General features: G+C 68.1%; 22 protein-coding genes. 17 read left to right on the top strand and 5 right to left on the bottom strand.

Annotated features, from left to right (window positions below):
- Window positions 1-17: 17 nt before the first annotated feature.
- The 4 genes from NVU01S_RS28745 to mptB form a co-directional block, all read right to left on the bottom strand.
- The gene (locus tag NVU01S_RS28745) at window positions 18-986 is read right to left on the bottom strand and encodes a COX15/CtaA family protein (protein WP_043669560.1); all 969 of its coding nucleotides are present in this window, start codon (window positions 984-986) and stop codon (window positions 18-20) included.
- A gap of 147 nt (window positions 987-1,133) precedes the next feature.
- Window positions 1,134-1,925: an ABC transporter permease gene (locus NVU01S_RS28740; protein ID WP_043669416.1), complete on the bottom strand. Its 792-nt coding sequence runs from the start codon at window positions 1,923-1,925 to the stop codon at window positions 1,134-1,136.
- The gene (locus NVU01S_RS28735) at window positions 1,922-2,854 is read right to left on the bottom strand and encodes an ABC transporter ATP-binding protein (protein ID WP_043669414.1); all 933 of its coding nucleotides are present in this window, start codon (window positions 2,852-2,854) and stop codon (window positions 1,922-1,924) included. The genes NVU01S_RS28740 and NVU01S_RS28735 overlap by 4 nt, the downstream gene beginning before the upstream one ends.
- Window positions 2,851-4,533 carry a polyprenol phosphomannose-dependent alpha 1,6 mannosyltransferase MptB gene (gene mptB / locus NVU01S_RS28730; protein WP_036561526.1) on the bottom strand — a complete coding sequence of 561 codons (1,683 nt, stop codon included), beginning with the start codon at window positions 4,531-4,533 and terminating at the stop codon, window positions 2,851-2,853. Before mptB ends, NVU01S_RS28735 begins: the two co-directional genes overlap by 4 nt.
- 94 nt (window positions 4,534-4,627) lie before the next feature.
- Here mptB and NVU01S_RS28725 point away from each other — a divergent pair, with 94 nt between their 5' ends.
- From NVU01S_RS28725 to NVU01S_RS28675, 11 genes are all read left to right on the top strand, one after another.
- Window positions 4,628-5,401 (top strand): TetR/AcrR family transcriptional regulator, encoded by a 774-nt coding sequence (locus NVU01S_RS28725; protein WP_043669413.1) that lies wholly within the window; start codon window positions 4,628-4,630, stop codon window positions 5,399-5,401.
- Window positions 5,402-5,815: 414 nt separating this feature from the next.
- Window positions 5,816-6,616: a helix-turn-helix transcriptional regulator gene (locus NVU01S_RS28720; protein ID WP_043669410.1), complete on the top strand. Its 801-nt coding sequence runs from the start codon at window positions 5,816-5,818 to the stop codon at window positions 6,614-6,616.
- The gene (gene sufB, locus NVU01S_RS28715; protein ID WP_029900622.1) at window positions 6,613-8,049 is read left to right on the top strand and encodes a Fe-S cluster assembly protein SufB; all 1,437 of its coding nucleotides are present in this window, start codon (window positions 6,613-6,615) and stop codon (window positions 8,047-8,049) included. Before NVU01S_RS28720 ends, sufB begins: the two co-directional genes overlap by 4 nt.
- Window positions 8,049-9,257 carry a Fe-S cluster assembly protein SufD gene (sufD, locus tag NVU01S_RS28710; protein ID WP_043669407.1) on the top strand — a complete coding sequence of 403 codons (1,209 nt, stop codon included), beginning with the start codon at window positions 8,049-8,051 and terminating at the stop codon, window positions 9,255-9,257. The genes sufB and sufD overlap by 1 nt, the downstream gene beginning before the upstream one ends.
- 32 nt (window positions 9,258-9,289) lie before the next feature.
- The gene (gene sufC / locus NVU01S_RS28705; protein WP_014986356.1) at window positions 9,290-10,066 is read left to right on the top strand and encodes a Fe-S cluster assembly ATPase SufC; all 777 of its coding nucleotides are present in this window, start codon (window positions 9,290-9,292) and stop codon (window positions 10,064-10,066) included.
- Between the two features lies 1 nt (window position 10,067).
- Window positions 10,068-11,321, top strand: a complete 1,254-nt coding sequence (locus tag NVU01S_RS28700; protein ID WP_043669404.1) for a cysteine desulfurase — start codon at window positions 10,068-10,070, stop codon at window positions 11,319-11,321.
- Window positions 11,322-11,324: 3 nt separating this feature from the next.
- On the top strand, window positions 11,325-11,798 hold the full coding sequence (sufU, locus tag NVU01S_RS28695; RefSeq protein WP_043669401.1) for a Fe-S cluster assembly sulfur transfer protein SufU: 474 nt from the start codon (window positions 11,325-11,327) through the stop codon (window positions 11,796-11,798).
- On the top strand, window positions 11,791-12,156 hold the full coding sequence (locus NVU01S_RS28690) for a metal-sulfur cluster assembly factor (protein WP_042258910.1): 366 nt from the start codon (window positions 11,791-11,793) through the stop codon (window positions 12,154-12,156). The genes sufU and NVU01S_RS28690 overlap by 8 nt, the downstream gene beginning before the upstream one ends.
- Window positions 12,157-12,326: 170 nt before the next feature.
- Entirely contained in the window at window positions 12,327-12,914 is a 588-nt protein-coding gene (locus NVU01S_RS28685; RefSeq protein ID WP_043669557.1) for a TIGR03086 family metal-binding protein, read from the top strand.
- Between the two features lie 34 nt (window positions 12,915-12,948).
- Entirely contained in the window at window positions 12,949-13,314 is a 366-nt protein-coding gene (locus NVU01S_RS28680; RefSeq protein WP_043669398.1) for an ArsR/SmtB family transcription factor, read from the top strand.
- A complete protein-coding gene (locus tag NVU01S_RS28675; RefSeq protein ID WP_043669395.1) occupies window positions 13,311-13,754 on the top strand; it encodes an SRPBCC family protein in 444 nt (147 codons plus the stop codon). The genes NVU01S_RS28680 and NVU01S_RS28675 overlap by 4 nt, the downstream gene beginning before the upstream one ends.
- A 102-nt stretch (window positions 13,755-13,856) precedes the next feature.
- On the opposite strand, the gene NVU01S_RS28670 is transcribed toward NVU01S_RS28675, so the two are convergent.
- On the bottom strand, window positions 13,857-14,171 hold the full coding sequence (locus NVU01S_RS28670) for a WXG100 family type VII secretion target (RefSeq protein ID WP_043669392.1): 315 nt from the start codon (window positions 14,169-14,171) through the stop codon (window positions 13,857-13,859).
- Window positions 14,172-14,262: 91 nt separating this feature from the next.
- Here NVU01S_RS28670 and NVU01S_RS28665 point away from each other — a divergent pair, with 91 nt between their 5' ends.
- The 6 genes from NVU01S_RS28665 to NVU01S_RS28640 all read left to right on the top strand — a co-directional run bounded on the left by NVU01S_RS28665 (window position 14,263) and on the right by NVU01S_RS28640 (window position 19,570).
- Window positions 14,263-15,954, top strand: a complete 1,692-nt coding sequence (locus NVU01S_RS28665) for an alpha/beta hydrolase (protein WP_043669390.1) — start codon at window positions 14,263-14,265, stop codon at window positions 15,952-15,954.
- A 70-nt stretch (window positions 15,955-16,024) separates the two neighbouring features.
- On the top strand, window positions 16,025-16,519 hold the full coding sequence (locus NVU01S_RS28660; protein ID WP_167829372.1) for an LppA family lipoprotein: 495 nt from the start codon (window positions 16,025-16,027) through the stop codon (window positions 16,517-16,519).
- An 18-nt stretch (window positions 16,520-16,537) separates the two neighbouring features.
- Entirely contained in the window at window positions 16,538-17,113 is a 576-nt protein-coding gene (locus NVU01S_RS28655) for a DUF3558 domain-containing protein (RefSeq protein ID WP_043669387.1), read from the top strand.
- Between the two features lie 9 nt (window positions 17,114-17,122).
- Window positions 17,123-17,500, top strand: coding sequence for a hypothetical protein (locus NVU01S_RS28650; protein WP_063048183.1), 378 nt, complete (start codon window positions 17,123-17,125; stop codon window positions 17,498-17,500).
- Window positions 17,497-18,798 carry a hypothetical protein gene (locus tag NVU01S_RS28645; protein WP_052280521.1) on the top strand — a complete coding sequence of 434 codons (1,302 nt, stop codon included), beginning with the start codon at window positions 17,497-17,499 and terminating at the stop codon, window positions 18,796-18,798. Before NVU01S_RS28650 ends, NVU01S_RS28645 begins: the two co-directional genes overlap by 4 nt.
- Entirely contained in the window at window positions 18,791-19,570 is a 780-nt protein-coding gene (locus tag NVU01S_RS28640) for an ESX secretion-associated protein EspG (RefSeq protein WP_043669382.1), read from the top strand. The genes NVU01S_RS28645 and NVU01S_RS28640 overlap by 8 nt, the downstream gene beginning before the upstream one ends.
- The last annotated feature ends 66 nt before the right edge of the window (window positions 19,571-19,636 follow it).

The following is a 19,636-nucleotide window of genomic DNA, read 5'->3' as shown; positions in this document are numbered from 1 at the left end:
ACTCTACCGGCCCGACCTCAGGCGGATTGCTTGGCGGTGACCGCGGCCGGAACCGGTTCGCGGGTGTGCAGGGCGGCCCAGAGGGCGGCGGTGGCGGCGACACAGGCCGCGGCGCCGCCGACGTGGAAGACGACCAGCACGGCCGGGACATCGGTGAAGTACTGCACGATGCCGATCAGCGCCTGGGCGCACACGATGGCCAGAACCACGAACAGCCGCTTGCGCACGGCCGGGGTGATGCCGACCGCGAAGAGGCCGAAGGCGAGGCCGATCAGTAGCGCGAGATAGCCGACGAGCAACTGCGAATGCAGGTGCACCAGCGTGACGATCTCCACCTGCAACCGTTCGACCTGCCGCTCGATGCTCTTGTCGCCCGCGTGCGGTCCCGCGCCGGTGACCAGCGTGCCCGCGATCAGCACCCCGCTCATCGCGACCGCGCTGAGCCCGGTGAGCCAGCGCAGCGGCGCGGGCGCCTGCACGGTGGCGACGCCGTCGTCGGGTTCGCAGATCTTGGTGTACAGCACGACCGAGAGCCAGACCATGAGCATGGACGCGAGCAGGTGGATCGCGACGGTCCACCAGAGCAGCCCGGTGCGCACCGTGATGCCGCCGATGATGCCCTGCAGCAGCGTGCCGCCGGGCATCAGCCAGGCGTAGACCAGCACATCGTGCCGACGGCGGGCGCGCACGACCGCGAGCACGATCAGTGCGGCGCACAGCGACACCACGAAGGTCAGCAGCCGGTTGCCGAACTCGACGGCCTGATGCAGCACCGGCACCTCGGACACCCCCACGGGGGTGAAGCTGCCGGGGAAGCACTGCGGCCAGGTCGGGCAGCCGAGACCGGACGCGGTGACCCGGACGACCGCACCGGTGACCGAGATGCCCGCCTGGGTGAGGATGACCGCGATCGCGAGGATCCGCTGCACCCGCAGCGAGGGCAGCGGCAGCTTGTCGACGAGTCGCAGGAACGCGCGATACAGCACGTCACGATGGTAGAGCACGGTCAACTACACGCTGTCGTTGGTACCGCACACGGCGGCTGCCGGAGTGATCGACGCAGCTCCGTAGGTATCGACGCAGCTCCGTGGGTTATCGACGCAGCGCCGTAGGTTATCGACGAGCTGCGTGGGTTACTGGAAGCGGAACCAGCGGGCCGCGAGCCCGCCCGACACCAGGCCCCACACCGCGAGCACCGCGATGCCGAACCAGTCCACGCTGCTGCGCATCGCGTCCTCCAGCGCGACCGTCAGCGCGCCCGAAGGAATCAGGCGGGCAAGCACATTCACCGCGGTGGGTAGGTCGTCGGAGGCGAACACCACGCTGGCGATGCCGAGCATGACGAACCACAGGATGTTCGCCAGCGCGAGCACGACCTCCGCCTTCAGCGTGCCGCCGAGCAGCAGCCCCATCGCCGCGAACGTCGCGGTGCCGAGCGCGATCACGAACGCGCCCAGCACGAGTCCGGCGGGCTCCGGGCGCCAGCCCAGGGCGAAACCGATCACGCCGAGCAGAATCGCTTGCAGCACAACGACGATGAGCACCGCGGCGCACTTGCCCGCGATGATGCCCCAGCGCGGCAGCGCGGTCGCGCCCAGCCGCTTGAGCGCGCCGTAGCGGCGATCGAAGCCGACGGCGATGGCCTGGCCGGTGAACGCGGTGGACATGACCGCCACCATCATCACCGCGGGCACGATCTTGTCCACCCGATCGTCGCCGAGGTCGCCGAACGGCAACAGGCTGAGCCCGACCAGCAGGGTGATCGGGATGAACATGGTGAGCAGCAGCTGTTCGCCGTTGCGCAGCAACAGGATCAGCTCCAGCCGGGTCTGCGCGCTCATCATCGCGAGCCGGGAGCTGGGCCGCGGGTCGGGCGCGAAGGTGCCCGGCGCGAAGCGGTTGGCGCTCAGATCTGGCTGGGTCATCCGCGCAGCTCCCGTCCGGTCAGTTCCAGGAAAACGTCTTCGAGTCTGCGCTGATCGATCCGGATGTCGGTGGCGAGCACGTTCACCCTGGCGCACCAGGCGGTCACCGTGGCGAGTACCTGTGGGGTGATCTCGCCCTCCACCAGATATGTGCCCGGCGTGGTCTCGCGGGGCGCGAACCCTTCCGGCAGTGCCGATTTCAGCAATTCCAGATCGAGTTTCGGTGGGGCGCAGAACCGTAGCTGCCCCGCCGCCCCGTGCGCGGTCACCTCGGCGGGCGTGCCGGAGGCGACGATCTGCCCGTGGTCGATGATCACCAGCTGGTCGGCGAGCTGCTCGGCCTCGTCCATCACATGGGTGGTGAGCACCACCGTCACGCCGTCGCGGCGCAGCGCATCGATCAACTCCCACACGATGAGTCGCGCCTGCGCGTCCAGGCCCGCGGTCGGCTCGTCCAGGAAGACGATCTCCGGCTTGCCGACCAGCGCGCACGCCAGCGCCAGCCGCTGCTGCTGCCCGCCCGAGAGCCGGCGATAGGGCGTCGCGCGATTGTCCTGCAAGCCGAGCGTGCGCAGCAGCCACTGCGGGTCGAGCGGATCGGCCGAATACGCGGCGACCAGGTCGAGCATCTCGCCCGCCTTCGCGCCCGGATACGCGCCGCCGCCCTGCAGCATCACGCCGATGCGCGCGCGCAGCCGCTCCGAATCGGCGATCGGGTCCAACCCGAGCACCCGCACCGTGCCCGCGTCCGGTGCGACGAAGCCCTCGCACATCTCCACCGTGGTGGTCTTGCCCGCGCCGTTGGGTCCGAGCAGCGCAAGTACTTGCGCCCGTTCGACATCGAAGCTGAGACCGTCGACCGCGGTGGTCTCCCCGTACCGCTTGACGACACCCTCGACCCGAACGGCGGGTTCGCTGCGCTGAGTCACGATGTCACACCGTAGGACTTGGGCGTCTGTGACGGAGCCGACACCCCCGTCTGACCGCGCCAGGGCAGGGCGTGCCGGGTGAGGACGATGAACAGCACGGCGACGATGACCGTGGCGATCGCGGCGCCGACGATCTGGAACACCTCGAATTCGGCGCCGCGCGGCATCAGGATGAGGCTCACGATCGCCGAGAAGGTCACGGCCGGAACGCGGAACACCGGTTGGGTCGCCCACGCGGCCAGCGGCACGATCGCCCACAGCAGGTACCAGGGTTGCACCACGGGGAACAGCAGCACGATCGCACCGAGCGCGACACCGAGCGCGCCGACCGCGTGCAACCGCCCGATGCCGGTCGCGACCAGCATGCGCACCGCGATGAAGCCCGCGACCGCCGCGGCGATCGGGCGGGTGATGCTGATCATCGCGGTGGTGTGGTCGCCGAGGCCGAGCAGCACCCCGCCGAAGCCGGTGATGATGCCGAGCACGGTCGGCAACGACATCCAGCTGCGCACCGCGTTGGCCACATTGAGGGTGTGGATCCAGCCGAAGCCCAGCCCGCTCATCGAACCGATCAACAGCGTGGTCCCGATGGCGATCGCGCCCAGCAGCGCGGCCGCGACGGCGACCGAACGCACCGAGAAACCCCACCGCCGGGCGAGCGCCATGCCGACGAAGCCGAGCGCGATGATCGAGGTGAATTTCACCGACGACGACATCGTGATCACGATGGCGCCGGCGATCAGCCAGGTATAGGCCCGGCCGTCGAATGGGTGGATGTCCTCGATGGCGCGCAGGCAGAACTCCATGCCGGCCAGCATCAGTCCGAGCATCAGCGCGTCGTTGTGCACGCCGCCGACCAGGTGGAACAGCACCAGCGGATTCGCGGCGCCCAGCCACAGCGCGCTCACCGGCGCGACACCGCAGCGCTGGGACAGCCGGGGCAGCGCCCACACGATCAAGGCGACACCGGCCAGCGCCAGCATGCGATGCACCCAGACGCCCGCGATGATGTTGTCGCCGGTGAGTTCGGCGATGCCGCGGCCGATCCACAGGAACAGCGGGCCGTACGGCGCGGGGGTGTCGCGCCAGATGGTCGGCACGTTGTTGGTCAGGACGTTGTCGATGCCGAGCCCCGCGACCGGCCCCTCTTGGTAGGGGTCGATCCCGCGGGCCGCGATTTCGCTCTGGGCCAGATAGGAATACACGTCGTTGCTGAACATCGGCGGCGCGACGCTGAGCGGGATGATCCACAGCAGCAGCGTGCGGTCCAGCTGCGAGCGGGTGAGGCGGTGGATCGGCGAACCACCGATGCCGCCGATCGCGAAGCGGCCGAGCAGCAGCCAGGCCAGCACCACGATCACCGTGCCGGTCATGCACATGGCCAGCGATCCGGTGTGCGCGCGGGCGAAGATGCCGAGCACCCGGACGCCGGAGGTCGGATTCTGATGCACCGGCTGCGCGCCGATGCCGAGCGCGCTGATCGCCATCAGCACCGTGCCCGTGGCGCCCATCAGCCGGATCCGGTCCAGCTGGACCAGTTCCTTGCGATTGAGGCCGGGCACTTCGGATTCGTCCTGGTGCAGGACCGCGATCGAATGATCGGCGGCGGGCACGTCCAACCCGAGTGCCCGGCGCCCGAATGCCAGTGTTCTGCGCCGCGCGCCCTCCAGTACCGCCACGAGACGCAGCCTAGTTCGCGCGGTCGGCCGATACCGCGTACGGGCACCGCTCGTTCCGATCGGCAGCGGGGCCGGGCAAGGGACAATCGGACATATGGTTTCGGAGTCCAGGCGACGGATCGAGGTCGCCGCGTGCGAATTGCTCGCGCGCCACGGGTATCACGGATTCGGCTTGAAGGCGTTGAGCGAGGCGGCCGGCCTGCCCTACGGGTCGATCTACCACCACTTTCCGGGCGGCAAGGAGGAGATCGCGGTGGCCGCGATCACCGGCACCGGCACCCTGGCGGGCCGGATGATCAGGCAGGCGCCGACCGACGTCTTCGCCACCACGGCAACGCTTTTCGAGTTCATGACCCGCAAGCTGGCGCAGTCCGACTGGGTGGACGGCTGCGCCATCGGCACGCCCGCGCTCGACGGCGGCAGCGACGTCGAGGCGGTCCGGGCCGCCTGCGGCGCCGCGTTCGACGCGATGGAGCAGGCCTTCGCCGGGCTGCTCGCCGAGCTGGGCCTGTCCGCACAGGCCGCAGGGGAGCTGGCCACGACGGTGGTCGCCGCCTACGAGGGCGCGACCGTGCTGGCCCGGGTCCGCCGTTCGGCGGACCCGCTGCACACGGTGGCGGCCGCGATGGCGCGCCTGGTCCGGATCACCTTCACCGAAGCGGGGCTGTACGACGCCGAGCCGGCGGCCGGGTCGACCGGCACCGGCTCCTCGGATATCGATGCGGGGATGCCGGATTTCGGGGATCCGCCGGTGGCGGTGCCGTCGGTCGACGGCGACGGGGTACTGCCGGATGTCGATGCCCGCGTGGTGGCCGCGGCGGCGGCGGAGCCCGTCGACAAACTTCCGGAAGTGGATCCGCACAGCTAACCGGGATCCGGTGGCAGCCCTGTCGGCAACGCCGCCGAAGCTTGTCGCGGTGGGCCGAGTGCGCTCGGGGACGGGGTAGTCCGAGCGGTTGTGACGCATCGCACTGAAGCAATTGCAGCCCGGACTAATCAGTCTCGCGTCGGTTGTCCGGGTGCTTGCCGGCCGGGCGGCGAACCGTGCGCAGTTCGCCGTCGGCTCGGGTCCGGACCGGAACTCGCAGGTCAGGGCCTGGTGGATCGACCAGGTGCGGATTCCGCAGAATTTACGGGCGGATGGCGGTCCCGTCCGCAACCACCCGGCACGACCGATACCGACCGGTATGGCTCGGTGACGGCGGTCGACGCAGGTCACAGGGGTCTGGAAGTCAGGGCACCCTTATTAGATTTCGGGAACGAATTCCGCCACACTGATGTTGTGAAAACCGTGGGTTTGCGGAAAAACGATGAAGGGGCTGGTCGCCGGGCCGGTACCGCGTCGTCCGCTGCCCCCGCCACGGTCGCCGAAGGACACACCCGCGCGGCCATCGTCCAGCTACTGCTGGAGGAGGGGCCGATCACCGCGACCGCCATCGGCACCACCCTCGGGCTCGCGCCGGCCGGGGTGCGCAGGCACCTCGACGCACTGATCGATTCCGGTCAGGCCAGGGCGAGCAGGTCCGCGCCGTGGCAGCAGAAGGGCCGCGGCCGTCCCGCCAAGCAGTACCAGCTCACCGCCGCCGGGCGCGGACAGCTGGGCCACGCCTACGACGATCTGGCCGGTGCCGCGATCCGCCAGCTCGGCGAGATCGGCGGTGCCCAAGCCATCACCGAGTTCGCCCGCAAACGAGCCAGGACTATCGTGGCCGGGATCGCACCCGTCGAGGAGCACACCCCGGAACACACCGAGGCCAAGGCCGAGGAGATCGCCGAGGCGTTCACCGAGGCCGGATTCGCCGCCACCACCCGCAAGGTGGGCACCGGCGTGCAGATCTGCCAGCACCACTGCCCGGTCGCGCACGTCGCGGAAGAATTCCCGCAGTTGTGCGCGGCGGAACTCGAGGCGTTCCGTGACCTGCTCGGCACGCACGTGCAGCGGCTGGCCACGATCGCCAACGGCGACTGCGTGTGCACCACCCACGTGCCCCTGCTCGTGCTGCCGATCAGCAAAACTTCATCAGAAACCGCTGCACAGCCCGCAACGGTACGAACGAACGACTCCGGAAGGAGTGCCGAATGACGACGACCACCGACCAGGTGCAACCGCTCACCCAGGAAGAGACCATCGCTTCCCTGGGCAAATACGGTTACGGCTGGGCCGATTCGGATGTGGCCGGAGCGAGTGCGCAACGAGGCCTGTCCGAGGCGGTTGTTCGCGACATCTCGGCCAAGAAGAGCGAGCCGGACTGGATGCTCGACATCCGGCTGAAGGCGCTGCGCATCTTCGATCGCAAGCCCATGCCGAACTGGGGTTCCAACCTCGAGGGCATCGACTTCGACAACATCAAATACTTCGTGCGTTCCACCGAGAAGCAGGCCGCCACCTGGGACGACCTGCCGGAGGACATCAAGAACACCTACGACAAGCTGGGCATCCCCGAGGCGGAGAAGCAGCGCCTGGTGTCCGGTGTCGCCGCGCAGTACGAGAGCGAGGTCGTCTACCACCAGATCCGCGAGGACCTGGAGCAGCAGGGCGTCATCTTCCTCGACACCGACACCGCGCTCAAGGAGCACCCGGAGATCTTCCAGGAGTACTTCGGCTCGGTGATCCCCGCGGGCGACAACAAGTTCTCCGCGCTGAACACCGCGGTGTGGTCGGGTGGTTCGTTCATCTACGTGCCGCCGGGCGTGCACGTAGACATCCCGCTGCAGGCCTACTTCCGGATCAACACCGAGAACATGGGCCAGTTCGAGCGCACCCTGATCATCGTCGACGAGGGCGCCTACGTGCACTACGTCGAGGGCTGCACCGCGCCGATCTACAAGTCCGACTCGCTGCACTCCGCGGTGGTCGAGATCATCGTGAAGAAGGGCGGCCGCTGCCGCTACACCACCATCCAGAACTGGTCGAACAACGTCTACAACCTGGTCACCAAGCGGGCCAAGGCGGAGGCGGGCGCGGTGATGGAGTGGGTCGACGGCAACATCGGCTCCAAGGTCACCATGAAGTACCCGGCGGTCTGGATGACCGGCGAGTACGCCCGCGGCGAGGTGCTCTCGGTGGCGTTCGCCGGCGAGGGACAGCACCAGGACACCGGCGCGAAGATGCTGCACCTGGCGCCGCACACGTCGTCCAACATCATCAGCAAGTCGGTGGCGCGCGGCGGCGGCCGGGCCTCCTACCGGGGTCTGGTGCAGGTCAACAAGGGCGCGCACGGGTCCAAGTCGACCGTGAAATGTGATGCGCTGCTGGTCGATACGATCAGCCGCTCGGACACCTACCCGTACGTCGACATCCGCGAGGACGACGTGACGATGGGGCACGAGGCCACCGTCTCGAAGGTCTCCGAGGACCAGCTGTTCTACCTGATGAGCCGCGGCATGACCGAGGACGAGGCGATGGCGATGGTGGTGCGCGGCTTCGTCGAGCCCATCGCCAAGGAACTGCCGATGGAATACGCGTTGGAACTGAACCGGCTCATCGAGCTGCAGATGGAAGGAGCCGTCGGCTGATGGCGACAGGTGTCATCGGAGCGGTCGAGGGCGAGAACCCCTCGAAGCCGGTCCAGAACCCGGGCGCGACAGCCGCGATCAACAAGGGCGAGGTGTTCACCTCGTTCGACGTGAACGCGTTCGAGGTCCCGTCCGGCCGCGACGAGGAGTGGCGGTTCACCCCGATGCGCCGCCTGCGCGGGCTGCACGACGGCACCGCGGTGCGCGACGGGCAGGCCACGATCGAGGTCGGTGCGGTCGAGGGTGTCCGGGTGGAGACCGTCGGGCGCGACGACGCCCGGCTCGGCACCGCCGGCACGCCCGCGGATCGCGTTGCGGCCCAGGCCTACTCGGGCTTCGAGCAGGCCACCGTGGTGTCCGTCGACGCGGAGACCGAGGTGGCCGCACCGGTCGTCGTCACGGTCACCGGTCCCGGCGAGGGCAAGACCGCCTACGGCCACCTGCAGATCCGGCTCGGCAACTTCGCCGTCGCCACCGTGGTGGTCGACCAGCGCGGCAGCGGAACCTACGCGGAGAACGTGGAATTCGTGCTCGGCGACAGCGCGAAGCTGACCGTCGTCGCGGTGCAGGACTGGGCCGACGACGCGGTGCACGCCACCGCGCACCACGCGAAGCTCGGCCGCGACGCGACGCTGCGGCATATCGCGGTGACGCTCGGCGGCGACCTGGTCCGGCTGACCGGCACCGTGCGCTACGAGGGCCCCGGCGGCGACGCCGAACTGCTCGGCCTCTACTTCGCCGACGCGGGCCAGCACTTCGAACAGCGCCTGCTGGTCGATCACTCGCAGCCGAACTGCAAGTCCAACGTGCTGTACAAGGGTGCGCTGCAAGGCGATCCGGCCTCGCCCAAGGGCGATGCCCGCACGGTGTGGGTCGGCGACGTGCTGATCCGCGCGGCCGCCGAAGGCACCGACACCTTCGAGGTGAACCGCAACCTGGTGCTCACCGACGGCGCGCGCGCCGACTCGGTGCCCAACCTGGAGATCGAGACCGGTGAGATCGCCGGCGCCGGACACGCCTCGGCGACCGGCCGCTTCGACGACGAGCAGCTGTTCTACCTGCGTGCCCGTGGCATCCCGGAAGACGCGGCGCGGCGCCTGGTGGTGCGCGGCTTCTTCCAGGAGATCATCCAGAAGATCGCGGTCCCCGAGATCCGGGAGCGGCTCGAGTCGGCCATCGAGGCCGAGCTCGCCGCGATCGGCGCCTGAACCCCTCACTCCCACAAAGGAACTCGAATTCGATGACCACCCTGGAAATCAAGGACCTGCACGTCGAGGTCGCCAACCCGGACGAGTCCGGCGAGCCCATCAAGATCCTGAAGGGCGTCGATCTCACCATCAAGTCCGGTGAGACGCACGCCATCATGGGCCCCAACGGCTCGGGCAAGTCGACGCTGTCGTACGCGATCGCCGGTCACCCCAAGTACACGGTGACCTCCGGCTCGATCACCCTCGACGGGGAAGACGTGCTGGCCATGTCGGTCGACGAGCGCGCCCGGGCCGGCCTGTTCCTGGCCATGCAGTACCCGGTCGAGGTGCCCGGCGTCTCCACGTCGAACTTCCTGCGTACCGCCGCCACCGCCGTGCGCGGCGAGGCGCCCAAGCTGCGGCACTGGGTCAAGGAAGTCAAGGAGTCGATGGCCGAGCTGGAGATCGATCCGGCCTTCGCCGAGCGCAACGTGAACGAGGGCTTCTCCGGCGGCGAGAAGAAGCGCCACGAGATCCTGCAGCTCAGCCTGCTCAAGCCGAAGATCGCCATCCTGGACGAGACCGACTCCGGCCTCGACGTGGACGCGCTGCGCATCGTCTCGGAGGGTGTGAACCGCTACAAGGAGCGCGAGAACGGCGGCGTGCTGCTGATCACCCACTACACCCGCATCCTGCGCTACATCCAGCCGGAATTCGTGCACGTCTTCGTCGGCGGCCGCATCGTCGCCGAGGGCGGTTCGGAACTGGCCGACGAACTCGATGCCAACGGCTACGTCCGTTTTACGCAGAGCGCAACAGCAGGAGCCTGATATGACCGCCACGGTCCCCGCACTCGACGTGGCCCGCATCCGGGCCGACTTCCCGATCCTGAGCCGTACGGTTCGGGACGGGAAACCGTTGGTGTACTTGGACTCCGGCGCGACCTCGCAGCGGCCGCTCGCCGTGCTCGACGCGGAACGCGAGTTCCTCACCACGCACAACGCGGCGGTGCACCGCGGCGCGCATCAGCTCGCCGAGGAGGCGACCGACGCCTACGAGGACGCGCGCGCCGCCATCGGCCGGTTCGTCGGCGTGGACGCCGACGAGATCGTGTTCACCAAGAACGCGACCGAATCGCTCAACCTGGTGACCTACTCGTTCGCCGACGACCGGTTCCCGTACCACGTCGGCCCCGGCGACGAGATCGTCATCACCGAGCTGGAGCACCACGCGAATCTCGTTCCGTGGCAAGAGCTCGCGCGCCGCACCGGCGCGACGCTGAAGTGGTACGGCGTGACCGACGACGGCCGGATCGATCTCGATTCGCTCGAATTGTCGCCCGCCACGAAGGTGGTCGCGTTCACGCACCAGTCCAATGTGACCGGCGCGATCAGCGACGTCGCCGAAATCGTGCGGCGGGCAAAGGCGGTCGGCGCGCTGACCGTGCTCGACGCGTGCCAGTCGGTGCCGCACATGCCGGTCGACTTCCGTGCGCTCGATGTCGACTTCGCGGCGTTCTCCGGCCACAAGATGTTCGGCCCGTCCGGGGTCGGCGTGCTCTACGGCCGTCGCGCGCTGCTCGCGGAGACGCCGCCGTTCATCACCGGCGGCTCGATGATCGAGACCGTCACCATGGAGGCCACCACCTACGCGGCGCCGCCGCAGCGGTTCGAGGCGGGCGTGCCGATGACCTCGCAGGTCGTCGGATTGGGCGCTGCCGTGCGGTATCTCGCCTCGCTCGGCATGGAAGCCGTTGCGGCGCATGAGCATTCGCTGGTCGAGGCAGCGCTCGCCGGGCTCGGCGCGATCGAGGGTGTGCGCATCATCGGCCCCACCGACACGGTCGCTCGCGGCGGTGCGATCTCGTTCGTGGTGGACGGCATCCACGCGCACGACGTGGGCCAGATCCTCGACGACGAAGGTGTCGCGGTGCGGGTCGGTCACCACTGCGCGTGGCCGTTGCTGCGTCGCCTCGGGGTTCCCGCCACGGCGCGGGCCTCGTTCGCCGCGTACAACACACTCGATGAGGTCGACGCACTGGTTGCCGCCGTGCGGAAGGCTCAGCAGTTCTTTGGGGTTGCATAGAACATGCGCATGGAGCAGATGTACCAGGAAGTGATCCTGGACCACTACAAGCACCCGCATCACCGCGGGCTGCGGGAGCCGTACGGTGCCGAGGTGCACCACGTGAACCCGACCTGCGGTGACGAGGTGACCCTGCGCGTCCAGCTCGACGACAACGGTGACGTCGCCGACGTCTCCTACGACGGGCAGGGCTGCTCGATCAGTCAGGCCGCCACCTCGATCCTCACCGATCAGGTCATCGGCCTGCCCGTGCAGCAGGCGTTGAAGGTCGTCGACTCCTACAACGAGATGATCTCCAGCCGTGGCACCATCGAGGGTGACGAGGATGTCATCGGCGACGGCGTCGCACTGGTCGGTGTGTCGAAGTACCCGGCCCGGGTGAAATGCGCGCTGCTCGGCTGGATGGCGTTCAAGGACGCGGTGATCCGGATCGCGCCCGAGCAAACCACGTCCACGAATGGGGCCGGCAATGACTGAAACACCCGCATCGGAAACCGCCGCCGAGCAGCTGTCCGAGGAGGACATCAAGCGGCTGGAGGATCTCGAGGAGGCGATGCGTGACGTCGTCGACCCCGAGCTCGGCATCAATGTCGTCGATCTCGGCCTGGTCTACGGCCTGGCCGTGCAGGACGAGGTCGCGATCCTCGATATGACGCTGACGTCCGCGGCCTGCCCGCTGACCGATGTCATCGAGGACCAGTCGCGCAACGCCCTGGTTCGCAGCGGACTGGTCGAGGACCTCAAGATCAATTGGGTCTGGATGCCCCCGTGGGGCCCGGACAAGATCACCGAGGACGGTCGCGAACAGTTGCGCGCCCTCGGCTTCACCGTCTGATCTTTCGCATCGCACATCGACGGCCGCTGCCCACGAGGTAGCGGCCGTCGACGTTTTCGCACCGGAGGCGTGTGCCCCTCGTCACGGGGGCTTGGCCGAGCAGCAATAGGTAGGTTATCTTCTACCTATAAAAGGTAGGTAATTTCCTACATGACAGGAAGGGAGTGGAGATGTCGGAAGCTGCTGAGCGGTTCCGGGTGACCAGCGAGGGATTTCTGGCCCGGATCATGGCGGTGCGTGTGGACCAGTGGGACAACGTGACGCCGTGCCCGCGGTGGACCGTGCGGGATGTCGTCGGGCACGTGATCAACGAACAGCGCCGGACGTTGGCACAGGTGCGCGGAACCGAGCCCGCGCCGCTGCACGGGATCGGGGTCGCCGAGATGGGCGCGCTGCCCGAGATCGCGGCGGACGCCGACCCGGCCGCCGCGTGGAAACACGTCGGGGACGGGCTGGCCGCGGCCATCGACGATCCCGCCTGCCTGGCCGCCGAGATCCCGACGTTCCAGGGGCCCAGGCCTTTTCGGCAGATCGTCGACATCCTGCCCGAAGACGTGCTGATCCATACCTGGGACGTGGCCCGTGGCATCGGCGGCGACGAGCGGCTCGACCCCGACGTGGTCACGTTCGTGCACGAGCACCTGCTGCCGATGGACGAGGCGCTGCGGCAGCCGTGGGCGTTCGGACCTAAGGTGACTGCACCGGCGGACGCGGACCCGCAGACCGAGTTCCTGTGTTTCGTCGGACGACGCCCGTAGCGCGAGAACCGCCAGCCCCCGAACGAAGGCCGCGATGCCGTACCGCACGAAATCCAGTGACGCCGACCTCCTGTTCGGCGCGCTGGCCAACCCCACCCGCCGCGACATCCTCGACCTGCTCTTGGACGGCGAACAGTCGGTGCAGTCCATCGCCGAACGGTTCGATATGGCCCGGCCCAGCGTGTCCGAGCATTTGAAGGTGCTGCGCGAGGTCGGGCTGGTGGGGGAGGAGAAGCGCGGCCGGTTCCGCTACTACCGGGTGGAACCGCAACCCCTGCACGATCTGCAATCCTGGCTGGCGCCGTTCGAGCGGTACTGGCGTGCCCGGATGCGCGACCTGGGTGACGTGCTGGACGCGCTGCCCGACGACCCCGACGACGAGAAGGGCGAGACCCGATGACCGATGACCTGACCACCATCGAGGTGGACCAGTTCTATCCGCACCCGCCGGCCAAGGTCTGGCGCGCGCTCACCACCCCCGATCTGCTGGCTCGGTGGTTGATGGAACCCACCGGCTTCGAACCGGTTTCGGGCAATCGCTTCCAGATGCAGGCGCGCCCGATCCCGGAGGTCAACTTCTCCGGGCAGATCCGCGGCGAGGTGCTCGAGGTGGTCGAGCCGAAGTTGTTGCGTATCACCTGGAACGATGCCGCGGTCGCGGAGGACAGCGGCTGGGTGCTCAGCTGGCAGTTGCATCCGGAGGGCACAGGAACGCGGATGTTGTTCACGCACAGCGGTTTCGATCCGGACAATCCGATTTCCCAGTTGTCCCGCACCAGAATGAGCGGCGGGTGGCCCGGTTTGCACCATCGTCTGGCGGGTCTGCTCGACGCGCAATAAATCGCTCGAATGCTATTGAAAAGATTTGCCGCGCCCGGTTTTCCGGCAGCGGGGTAGCGAAAATAAGAGCAGCGCAGACTATTGCGGTGTGCGCTGCTCGGCTCAGAGGTCCAGGCTGGATTGCAGCTGGGTCGTCTCGGCAGCCCGGGATTGATCCTGCGCATGCAGGGTGCCCGCCGTCGTGTTCAGCGATTCCGAGAGTTCGGCCACGTGCTGCTGCAGCAGCGCGCGGCGACCGTCCAAGTACGCGTTGAACCTGGTGAACGCCGTGGCCGCGGTGTCTTTCCAGCCCTCGCGGCTATCGGCGATCGCCTGATCGGTGGCGCGCAAGGTGGTACCCGCGTTGTCGTACAGCGTGTCCAGCCGAGCGGCCGCACCGCGCAGCAGTTCCGGATCGACCGAAACGGAATCACCCATTTACGCCCCCTGATCCGAAATTCACGGTAATTCCCGGATACGATACCTCTCGTCGCAAGCAATCCTGACTTCCGTGGGGGGATCCTGGACGATGTTGCTACCGGACATTCGCTGGTGGAATGTGCTGGCGCTGGAAATGCTCGAGACATCGCTGTCCCGGCGCATCGCCACCGTGCAGGATATAACCGGCCAACTCGCCGATATCGGCACGCTGCTCGGTTGGCAGGGTGATGCCGCGGCGGCCGCGCGCCGCAGATTCACCGTCACCACCGATCAACTGGTCGACGAGGCCGCCACCCTCGGGGCGGTCCGCGAACTGACAAAGCAGACCAGGGAAGCGGTCACCCACCTCAAGGAAACGCTGGCCGCCCTCGAACAGACCGCGACGGCGAACGGGCTCGAGATCTGGGACGCCGGCCACGTGACCATCGCCGATCTGCCCGACGCGCCGGACCCTGTGCAGGTGGAGTCGCTACGGTTGGAACTGCAGGACGCCGTGCACGCGGTGCTGAAGCAGGCCGACGACATCGACGCGGACGCGGCCGCGGTCCTGAACCAGGCCGCCGACGGCAAGATCGACGACCGAGGCGCCACCGACGTCGCGGCGGCCGCCGCCGCGGGCGCGACCCAGGGCGGACTGACCGCCCCCGCACCGCCGGAAAACGGTACGCCGCAACAGAACAAAGAGTATTGGGACGCGATGGACGAGCGGCAGCGCCGCGAAGTCATCGACCGGCATCCCGAATGGATCGGAAACCGGGACGGCATCCCGTCCATGGCCCGCCACGAAGCGAACGTCAACCGGATCGACGACGAACGCGCCCGGCTGACCCGGGACCGTGACGCGCTGAAAGACCAGGTGAAGGACGCGCCGGACGGCGCGCGGTATCCGAACGCCCCCGACCCCTACGCCGCCGAGAAGACGAAACTCGCCGAGGTCGAGGCGAAGCTGACCGACCTCGACTCGATCGAGAAGATCCTGAAAGAGCATCCGCTCGACCCGGCCAATCCCGACAAGGGGGCGCGGTTGCTGCTGCTCGACCTGCAGTCGGGGGAGAAGGGGATGGCGGCGGTGGCCGTCGGCGATCCCGACAACGCCGACCATGTCTCGGTCACGGTGCCCGGCGTCTCGACCACCGTGCAATCGCTCGACGGCATGACCCGCGAGGCCGAAGCGGTGCAGCGGGAAGCCGAGAAGCAGTTGCGGCTGGCCGGACGTCCGGACGAGCGGGTCGCCTCGATCGCCTGGCTCGGCTACGAACCGCCGCCGGACCTCGGGCTGGAGGCGGCACGCTCGGCGCGGGCCGAGGACGGTGCGCCCAAACTGGCGCAGTTCTTCGAAGGTTTGGACGTGGCGTCGACCCGGCCGGACCCGCACCTCACGGCGCTCGGTCACTCCTACGGGTCCTATACGACCGCACTCGCGCTGCAGGACCACGGCCGCACCCAGCCGATCGACGACGCGGTCTTCTACGGTTCGCCCGGAATCAACGCGAACGACGAACCCGACCTGGGTTTGGCTCAGGGCCACGGCTATGTGATGCGCGCGCCCGATGACCCGATCTCGCTGGTCGACGGCTTCGGTCGCTTCGGTCCCGACCCGGTCACCACGAAACTGGAGCAGCTCTCCGTCGGCGAGGCCACGACCACCGACCACGTGCGCCGCGAAGACTCGAACGGACACAGCGAATATCCGCGGCCGAGCGGCAACGGCGAACTGCGCACCGCCGGATACAACATGGCCGTCGTCATCGCCGGACTGCCGGAACTGGTGGTGCGCTGACATGACGGTCGTGACCCGAATACTCGCGGCGATCGTCTGCGTGACGGTCCTGACCGGATGTGGAGACAGGATGAACGATCCCGACCGCCCGTCCAAGGAAGACATCGCGCACGCCGAGGCCCAGATGCGACAGCTACCGTCGGTCGAAGACACCGAGCGGCAACTCGCAGCCCTGCTCCAGCGGATCGCCGACGCCGCGAAAAACCTTGCGCCCGAACTCGAATGGCGCACCCTGCGCGACCGCGGCCAAGGCAAACTCGGCTGCCCCTCGCCCTACTTGGAGACCATCGGCGTCTCCATGACGACCGACTCGCTCACCTCGGCGGTACCGATCACCGACGACGAATGGCCCCGCGTACTCCAGGCCGCCCGCGACCTCGCCGCCGAAAACGGCATCACCGCCCTGACCGTGCGCGCCGACACCTCCGGCCGCCACGACATCACCCTGCATTCGCCCGACCACGGCAACGAGATCACCCTCGGCACCGACAAAGCCGCCCTCCTGACCGGCCTCACCGGCTGCCGGTACCGTGAAGAGGATCTGCGGCAGCAGCCGGGAAACTGACCAGCAGAAGGGGGCCTCATGCCGAGCAGGGGAAACACCGTCCGCACCCTCACGATCACCCTCGGTGCCGTGCTGCTTCTCGCCGGCTGCAACGACACGTCCGGTACACCGGCGACCAGCAGTGCGCCGAGTGCGAGTGCGTCGGCGTCGGGGACGCCGGTGCAGGAGCAGGCCCCGTGGGACCCGTGCTTGCTTCCTGTCGATGCCGTGCGGGCTACGGGACTTGACCCGGACAGCAAGAAGTCTGCTCTCGCCGGTGTCGAGTTCGACGGCTGGAAGTCGTGCGCTTGGCGCGCGCAGGCGCGATGGTACGACCTCAGCATTCTGGCGGGAACCCCGACGCTGTCGGCTGTGCAGGAGCGCCGGGACTTCATCGATATGCAGCCGACGACGGTCGGCAACCGCCGCGCGCTTCAGTTCACGATGGCGAGTGATCGTAACGATCATCTGGGATGTGCCGTGGCTGTTGAAGTTCCAGGCGGTACGGTCATCTTCGACATGCTCGGCCGCTACGGTGCGCCGCAGGAGGGGCAGCCATGCCCTCTGGCGAACAAACACACGAACGATCTGGCGAAATATCTGCCGTCGAGGTAGGGGGATCTGATGGTTGGTGAAAGTCTGTCGACTTGGCGAGAGTTGCTCGAAGCTGCCAACGCAGGGGAGCTGACCCTCGATGAGAGCGTCGGAGTTGGTCTCGCTCAGGACTGCGATCGCAATATCGAGAACCTTCGGGACCTCCTGCAACTGTCTCGAAACGTTGCCACCGTTGCCGGGTTCGGCGGCTTCCCTTCGGGCCAGGTCCTCGAGGACAAGTTCACTTCGAAGGGTTCCACCGGCGTGGATTCGATCCAGAACCGTATCCGGGAGCACATCGACGAGGTGACCCTCATGAAGGAAGTCTTCGCCAAGGCCATGGCCAACTACCGCGCCGTCGACCAGTCCCGGGCCGACCAGCTCACCGGAATCGACGCGCCCGCATGACCTACGACGAGTACCGCGCCCGCATCATCGCGGCGCAGGAGCAGTGGAACCGGGATCGCGCGAACATCTACGCCGTCACGAATGTCGGCACCGATCAGTTCCAGGGCGGGTACGAACCGCCGCGGATCACGAACGAGGATCTGGCGCTGTTCGAGACCTTGCCGCTGGCGGATCTGGTGCAGCGGGTGGCCGCGATGCAGCCGGGCACGGTGCTGCAGGCCGCGGAGGCGTGGTTCAAGATCGGCACCGCGTTCCGGGAGACGACGGAGACGTTCAATGCGAGTGTGCAGCGCACGATCGCGAACGGCTGGTCCGGTCAGGCGGCGGGCAAGGCGGCGGAGGCGGTGCGGACCTACAGTGACGGTGCGGGGCAGTTGACGACCTCGGCGCACCTCCTGTACGCCAAGCTCACGGAGATGTACACCGGCCTGAATCAGACTCAGGCGTTGATGCCCGGCCTCGCCGCTCCGGTGGATCTGAAGGGCAAAACGCTGCCTGCCGACGGTGCCATGAAGTCCGGTGATTACACCGCGGACGAGGCGCGGGAGGAAGCGAAACGCGTTCTGCAGACGGTGTATTGGCAAGTGGCGAACCAGACCGACAACGGAGTGCCGATCATTCCGCCCGCGCCGACCGTGGTGCGCGATCCGTCGACGCCGGTGGTGCCGTCCTCCGGTCCGGGCACGTCGAATCCGAGTTCTGCCACGCCATCCGGAACCGATGGCAAGACGGGTGCGGCGACGGATCCGGCCGATCAGCCGAACAGCGCAGCGCCCGAAGCGAATCCGGCGACGACCACGCAGGCGGCGAGTTCCGGCTCCCCGGCGGCGACCTCGGCGACCGCGAACCAATCGACCGCCGCGCCTACCACTTCCACGAACACCGGTACGCCGACCAGTACGACGCCGGTCGCCACGACGCCATCACCGGCGGGCACGCCCAGTCCGGGCACGCCCTCGCGCTCGAACCCTGTTTCGCCCCTTTCCCGTTCCGGCCCTGGCACTACTTCCAGCGAACCCGGTAAGCAGCCTGCCCCCGGCCGCAGCGTGCCGGGAAATCCGCAGCAGCCGGGCGTGGTTCCGGCCGCTGCCGCGCGGACCGCGACCGGCACGGCCACCGGCCGGGCGGGTACGAGCGGCATGCCCGGCATGGCTCCGGGGGCGGCCGGCCGGGGCAATGACGACGAAAAAACCACCGGCACAAAGGATTACCTGATCACGCAGGAGAACGGCGAGGAGCTCACCGGTTTGGGTGCGCTGCCGAAAACGGTGCCGCCGGTGATCGGTGACCATGATTGAGGTGCGTTTCACCGGACTGGAGTTCCAGCTGCTCTGGCACGCCTACGGCCGGGATCGGCTGCCGTATCCGCTGCAATTCCGGCCGCAGGCCGTCGATTTCGCCGATCTGGTGGCGCAGCGGGAAGCGGCGACGGCCGCACTGCTCGACCGGCATTCGATCGAGTTGGAACGCGCGTTGCAGATCCTGCTGGAGCCGGAGGTCCGGATCGAGCTGAAGGGCTTCGGTGCGCCGGAGCTGACCCGGATCTTCCGTTTCCACGGCGCGGTGCGCGACGCGGCGGGCGCGACCTTGGTGCAGCTTCCGGGCGTCGCCGCGGACACCGGCGCAGACGTGAGGTTGCGCTACGGCACCGCCGCCCAGGTCGCCGCGGAAGCAATTGGCGCGCTACCGGATACGCCGCCGGGCACCCAGCCACCGCTGGAGGCGCGGCGCGCGGAGATCACCGCCGACCGGGAGCGCCCGGTGCGCGAAGCGTACGCGGTGGGCCTCGCACAGCGGTTCGACCGGCTGCTCAAACGGGAGCGCCGTGCGCTCGGCGAGATCACGGTACTGCCCGGCCCGGCCGTCGACGCGCGTCCCACGTTCGGCCGTGGCTTCTGGTGGATGGACTATCCGGATGGCCGCTACTACGTGCAGACCGGTGATCCTGTCGTCGCCAAGCCGATGGACTCGGCCGCCATGGCCGCCGAGATCCGCCGACTGATCGCACTCACGCAGCGGTACTACCGCGAGGACCGTGAGCACGACGAGTATCTGCGCACGCGTCGCTAGGACCGAATCCGCAGCCGGAGTGCCGGATTGCGCGGCTGCCCCGAGGATCGGCGGCAGCTTTCCCGG

The organism is Nocardia vulneris (assembly GCF_001613425.1).
GTDB classification, from domain to species: domain Bacteria; phylum Actinomycetota; class Actinomycetes; order Mycobacteriales; family Mycobacteriaceae; genus Nocardia; species Nocardia vulneris.
The sequence above is the reverse complement of the archived record's forward strand: the minus strand, read 5'-3'. Positions and strand labels throughout refer to the sequence as shown.

What these genes read in the sequence shown, in the direction of transcription:
- NVU01S_RS28665 (WP_043669390.1), top strand. Translation starts at nt 14,263, where the DNA reads ATGTTGCTACCGGACATTCGCTGGTGGAATGTGCTGGCGCTGGAAATG.
- sufC (WP_014986356.1), top strand. Translation starts at nt 9,290, where the DNA reads ATGACCACCCTGGAAATCAAGGACCTGCACGTCGAGGTCGCCAACCCG.
- sufB (WP_029900622.1), top strand. Translation starts at nt 6,613, where the DNA reads ATGACGACGACCACCGACCAGGTGCAACCGCTCACCCAGGAAGAGACC.
- NVU01S_RS28650 (WP_063048183.1), top strand. Translation starts at nt 17,123, where the DNA reads ATGGTTGGTGAAAGTCTGTCGACTTGGCGAGAGTTGCTCGAAGCTGCC.
- sufU (WP_043669401.1), top strand. Translation starts at nt 11,325, where the DNA reads ATGCGCATGGAGCAGATGTACCAGGAAGTGATCCTGGACCACTACAAG.
- NVU01S_RS28670 (WP_043669392.1), bottom strand. Translation starts at nt 14,171, where the DNA reads ATGGGTGATTCCGTTTCGGTCGATCCGGAACTGCTGCGCGGTGCGGCC.
- sufD (WP_043669407.1), top strand. Translation starts at nt 8,049, where the DNA reads ATGGCGACAGGTGTCATCGGAGCGGTCGAGGGCGAGAACCCCTCGAAG.
- NVU01S_RS28690 (WP_042258910.1), top strand. Translation starts at nt 11,791, where the DNA reads ATGACTGAAACACCCGCATCGGAAACCGCCGCCGAGCAGCTGTCCGAG.
- NVU01S_RS28660 (WP_167829372.1), top strand. Translation starts at nt 16,025, where the DNA reads ATGAACGATCCCGACCGCCCGTCCAAGGAAGACATCGCGCACGCCGAG.
- NVU01S_RS28725 (WP_043669413.1), top strand. Translation starts at nt 4,628, where the DNA reads ATGGTTTCGGAGTCCAGGCGACGGATCGAGGTCGCCGCGTGCGAATTG.
- NVU01S_RS28685 (WP_043669557.1), top strand. Translation starts at nt 12,327, where the DNA reads ATGTCGGAAGCTGCTGAGCGGTTCCGGGTGACCAGCGAGGGATTTCTG.
- NVU01S_RS28740 (WP_043669416.1), bottom strand. Translation starts at nt 1,925, where the DNA reads ATGACCCAGCCAGATCTGAGCGCCAACCGCTTCGCGCCGGGCACCTTC.
- NVU01S_RS28645 (WP_052280521.1), top strand. Translation starts at nt 17,497, where the DNA reads ATGACCTACGACGAGTACCGCGCCCGCATCATCGCGGCGCAGGAGCAG.
- NVU01S_RS28640 (WP_043669382.1), top strand. Translation starts at nt 18,791, where the DNA reads ATGATTGAGGTGCGTTTCACCGGACTGGAGTTCCAGCTGCTCTGGCAC.
- NVU01S_RS28675 (WP_043669395.1), top strand. Translation starts at nt 13,311, where the DNA reads ATGACCGATGACCTGACCACCATCGAGGTGGACCAGTTCTATCCGCAC.
- NVU01S_RS28680 (WP_043669398.1), top strand. Translation starts at nt 12,949, where the DNA reads ATGCCGTACCGCACGAAATCCAGTGACGCCGACCTCCTGTTCGGCGCG.
- NVU01S_RS28655 (WP_043669387.1), top strand. Translation starts at nt 16,538, where the DNA reads ATGCCGAGCAGGGGAAACACCGTCCGCACCCTCACGATCACCCTCGGT.
- NVU01S_RS28700 (WP_043669404.1), top strand. Translation starts at nt 10,068, where the DNA reads ATGACCGCCACGGTCCCCGCACTCGACGTGGCCCGCATCCGGGCCGAC.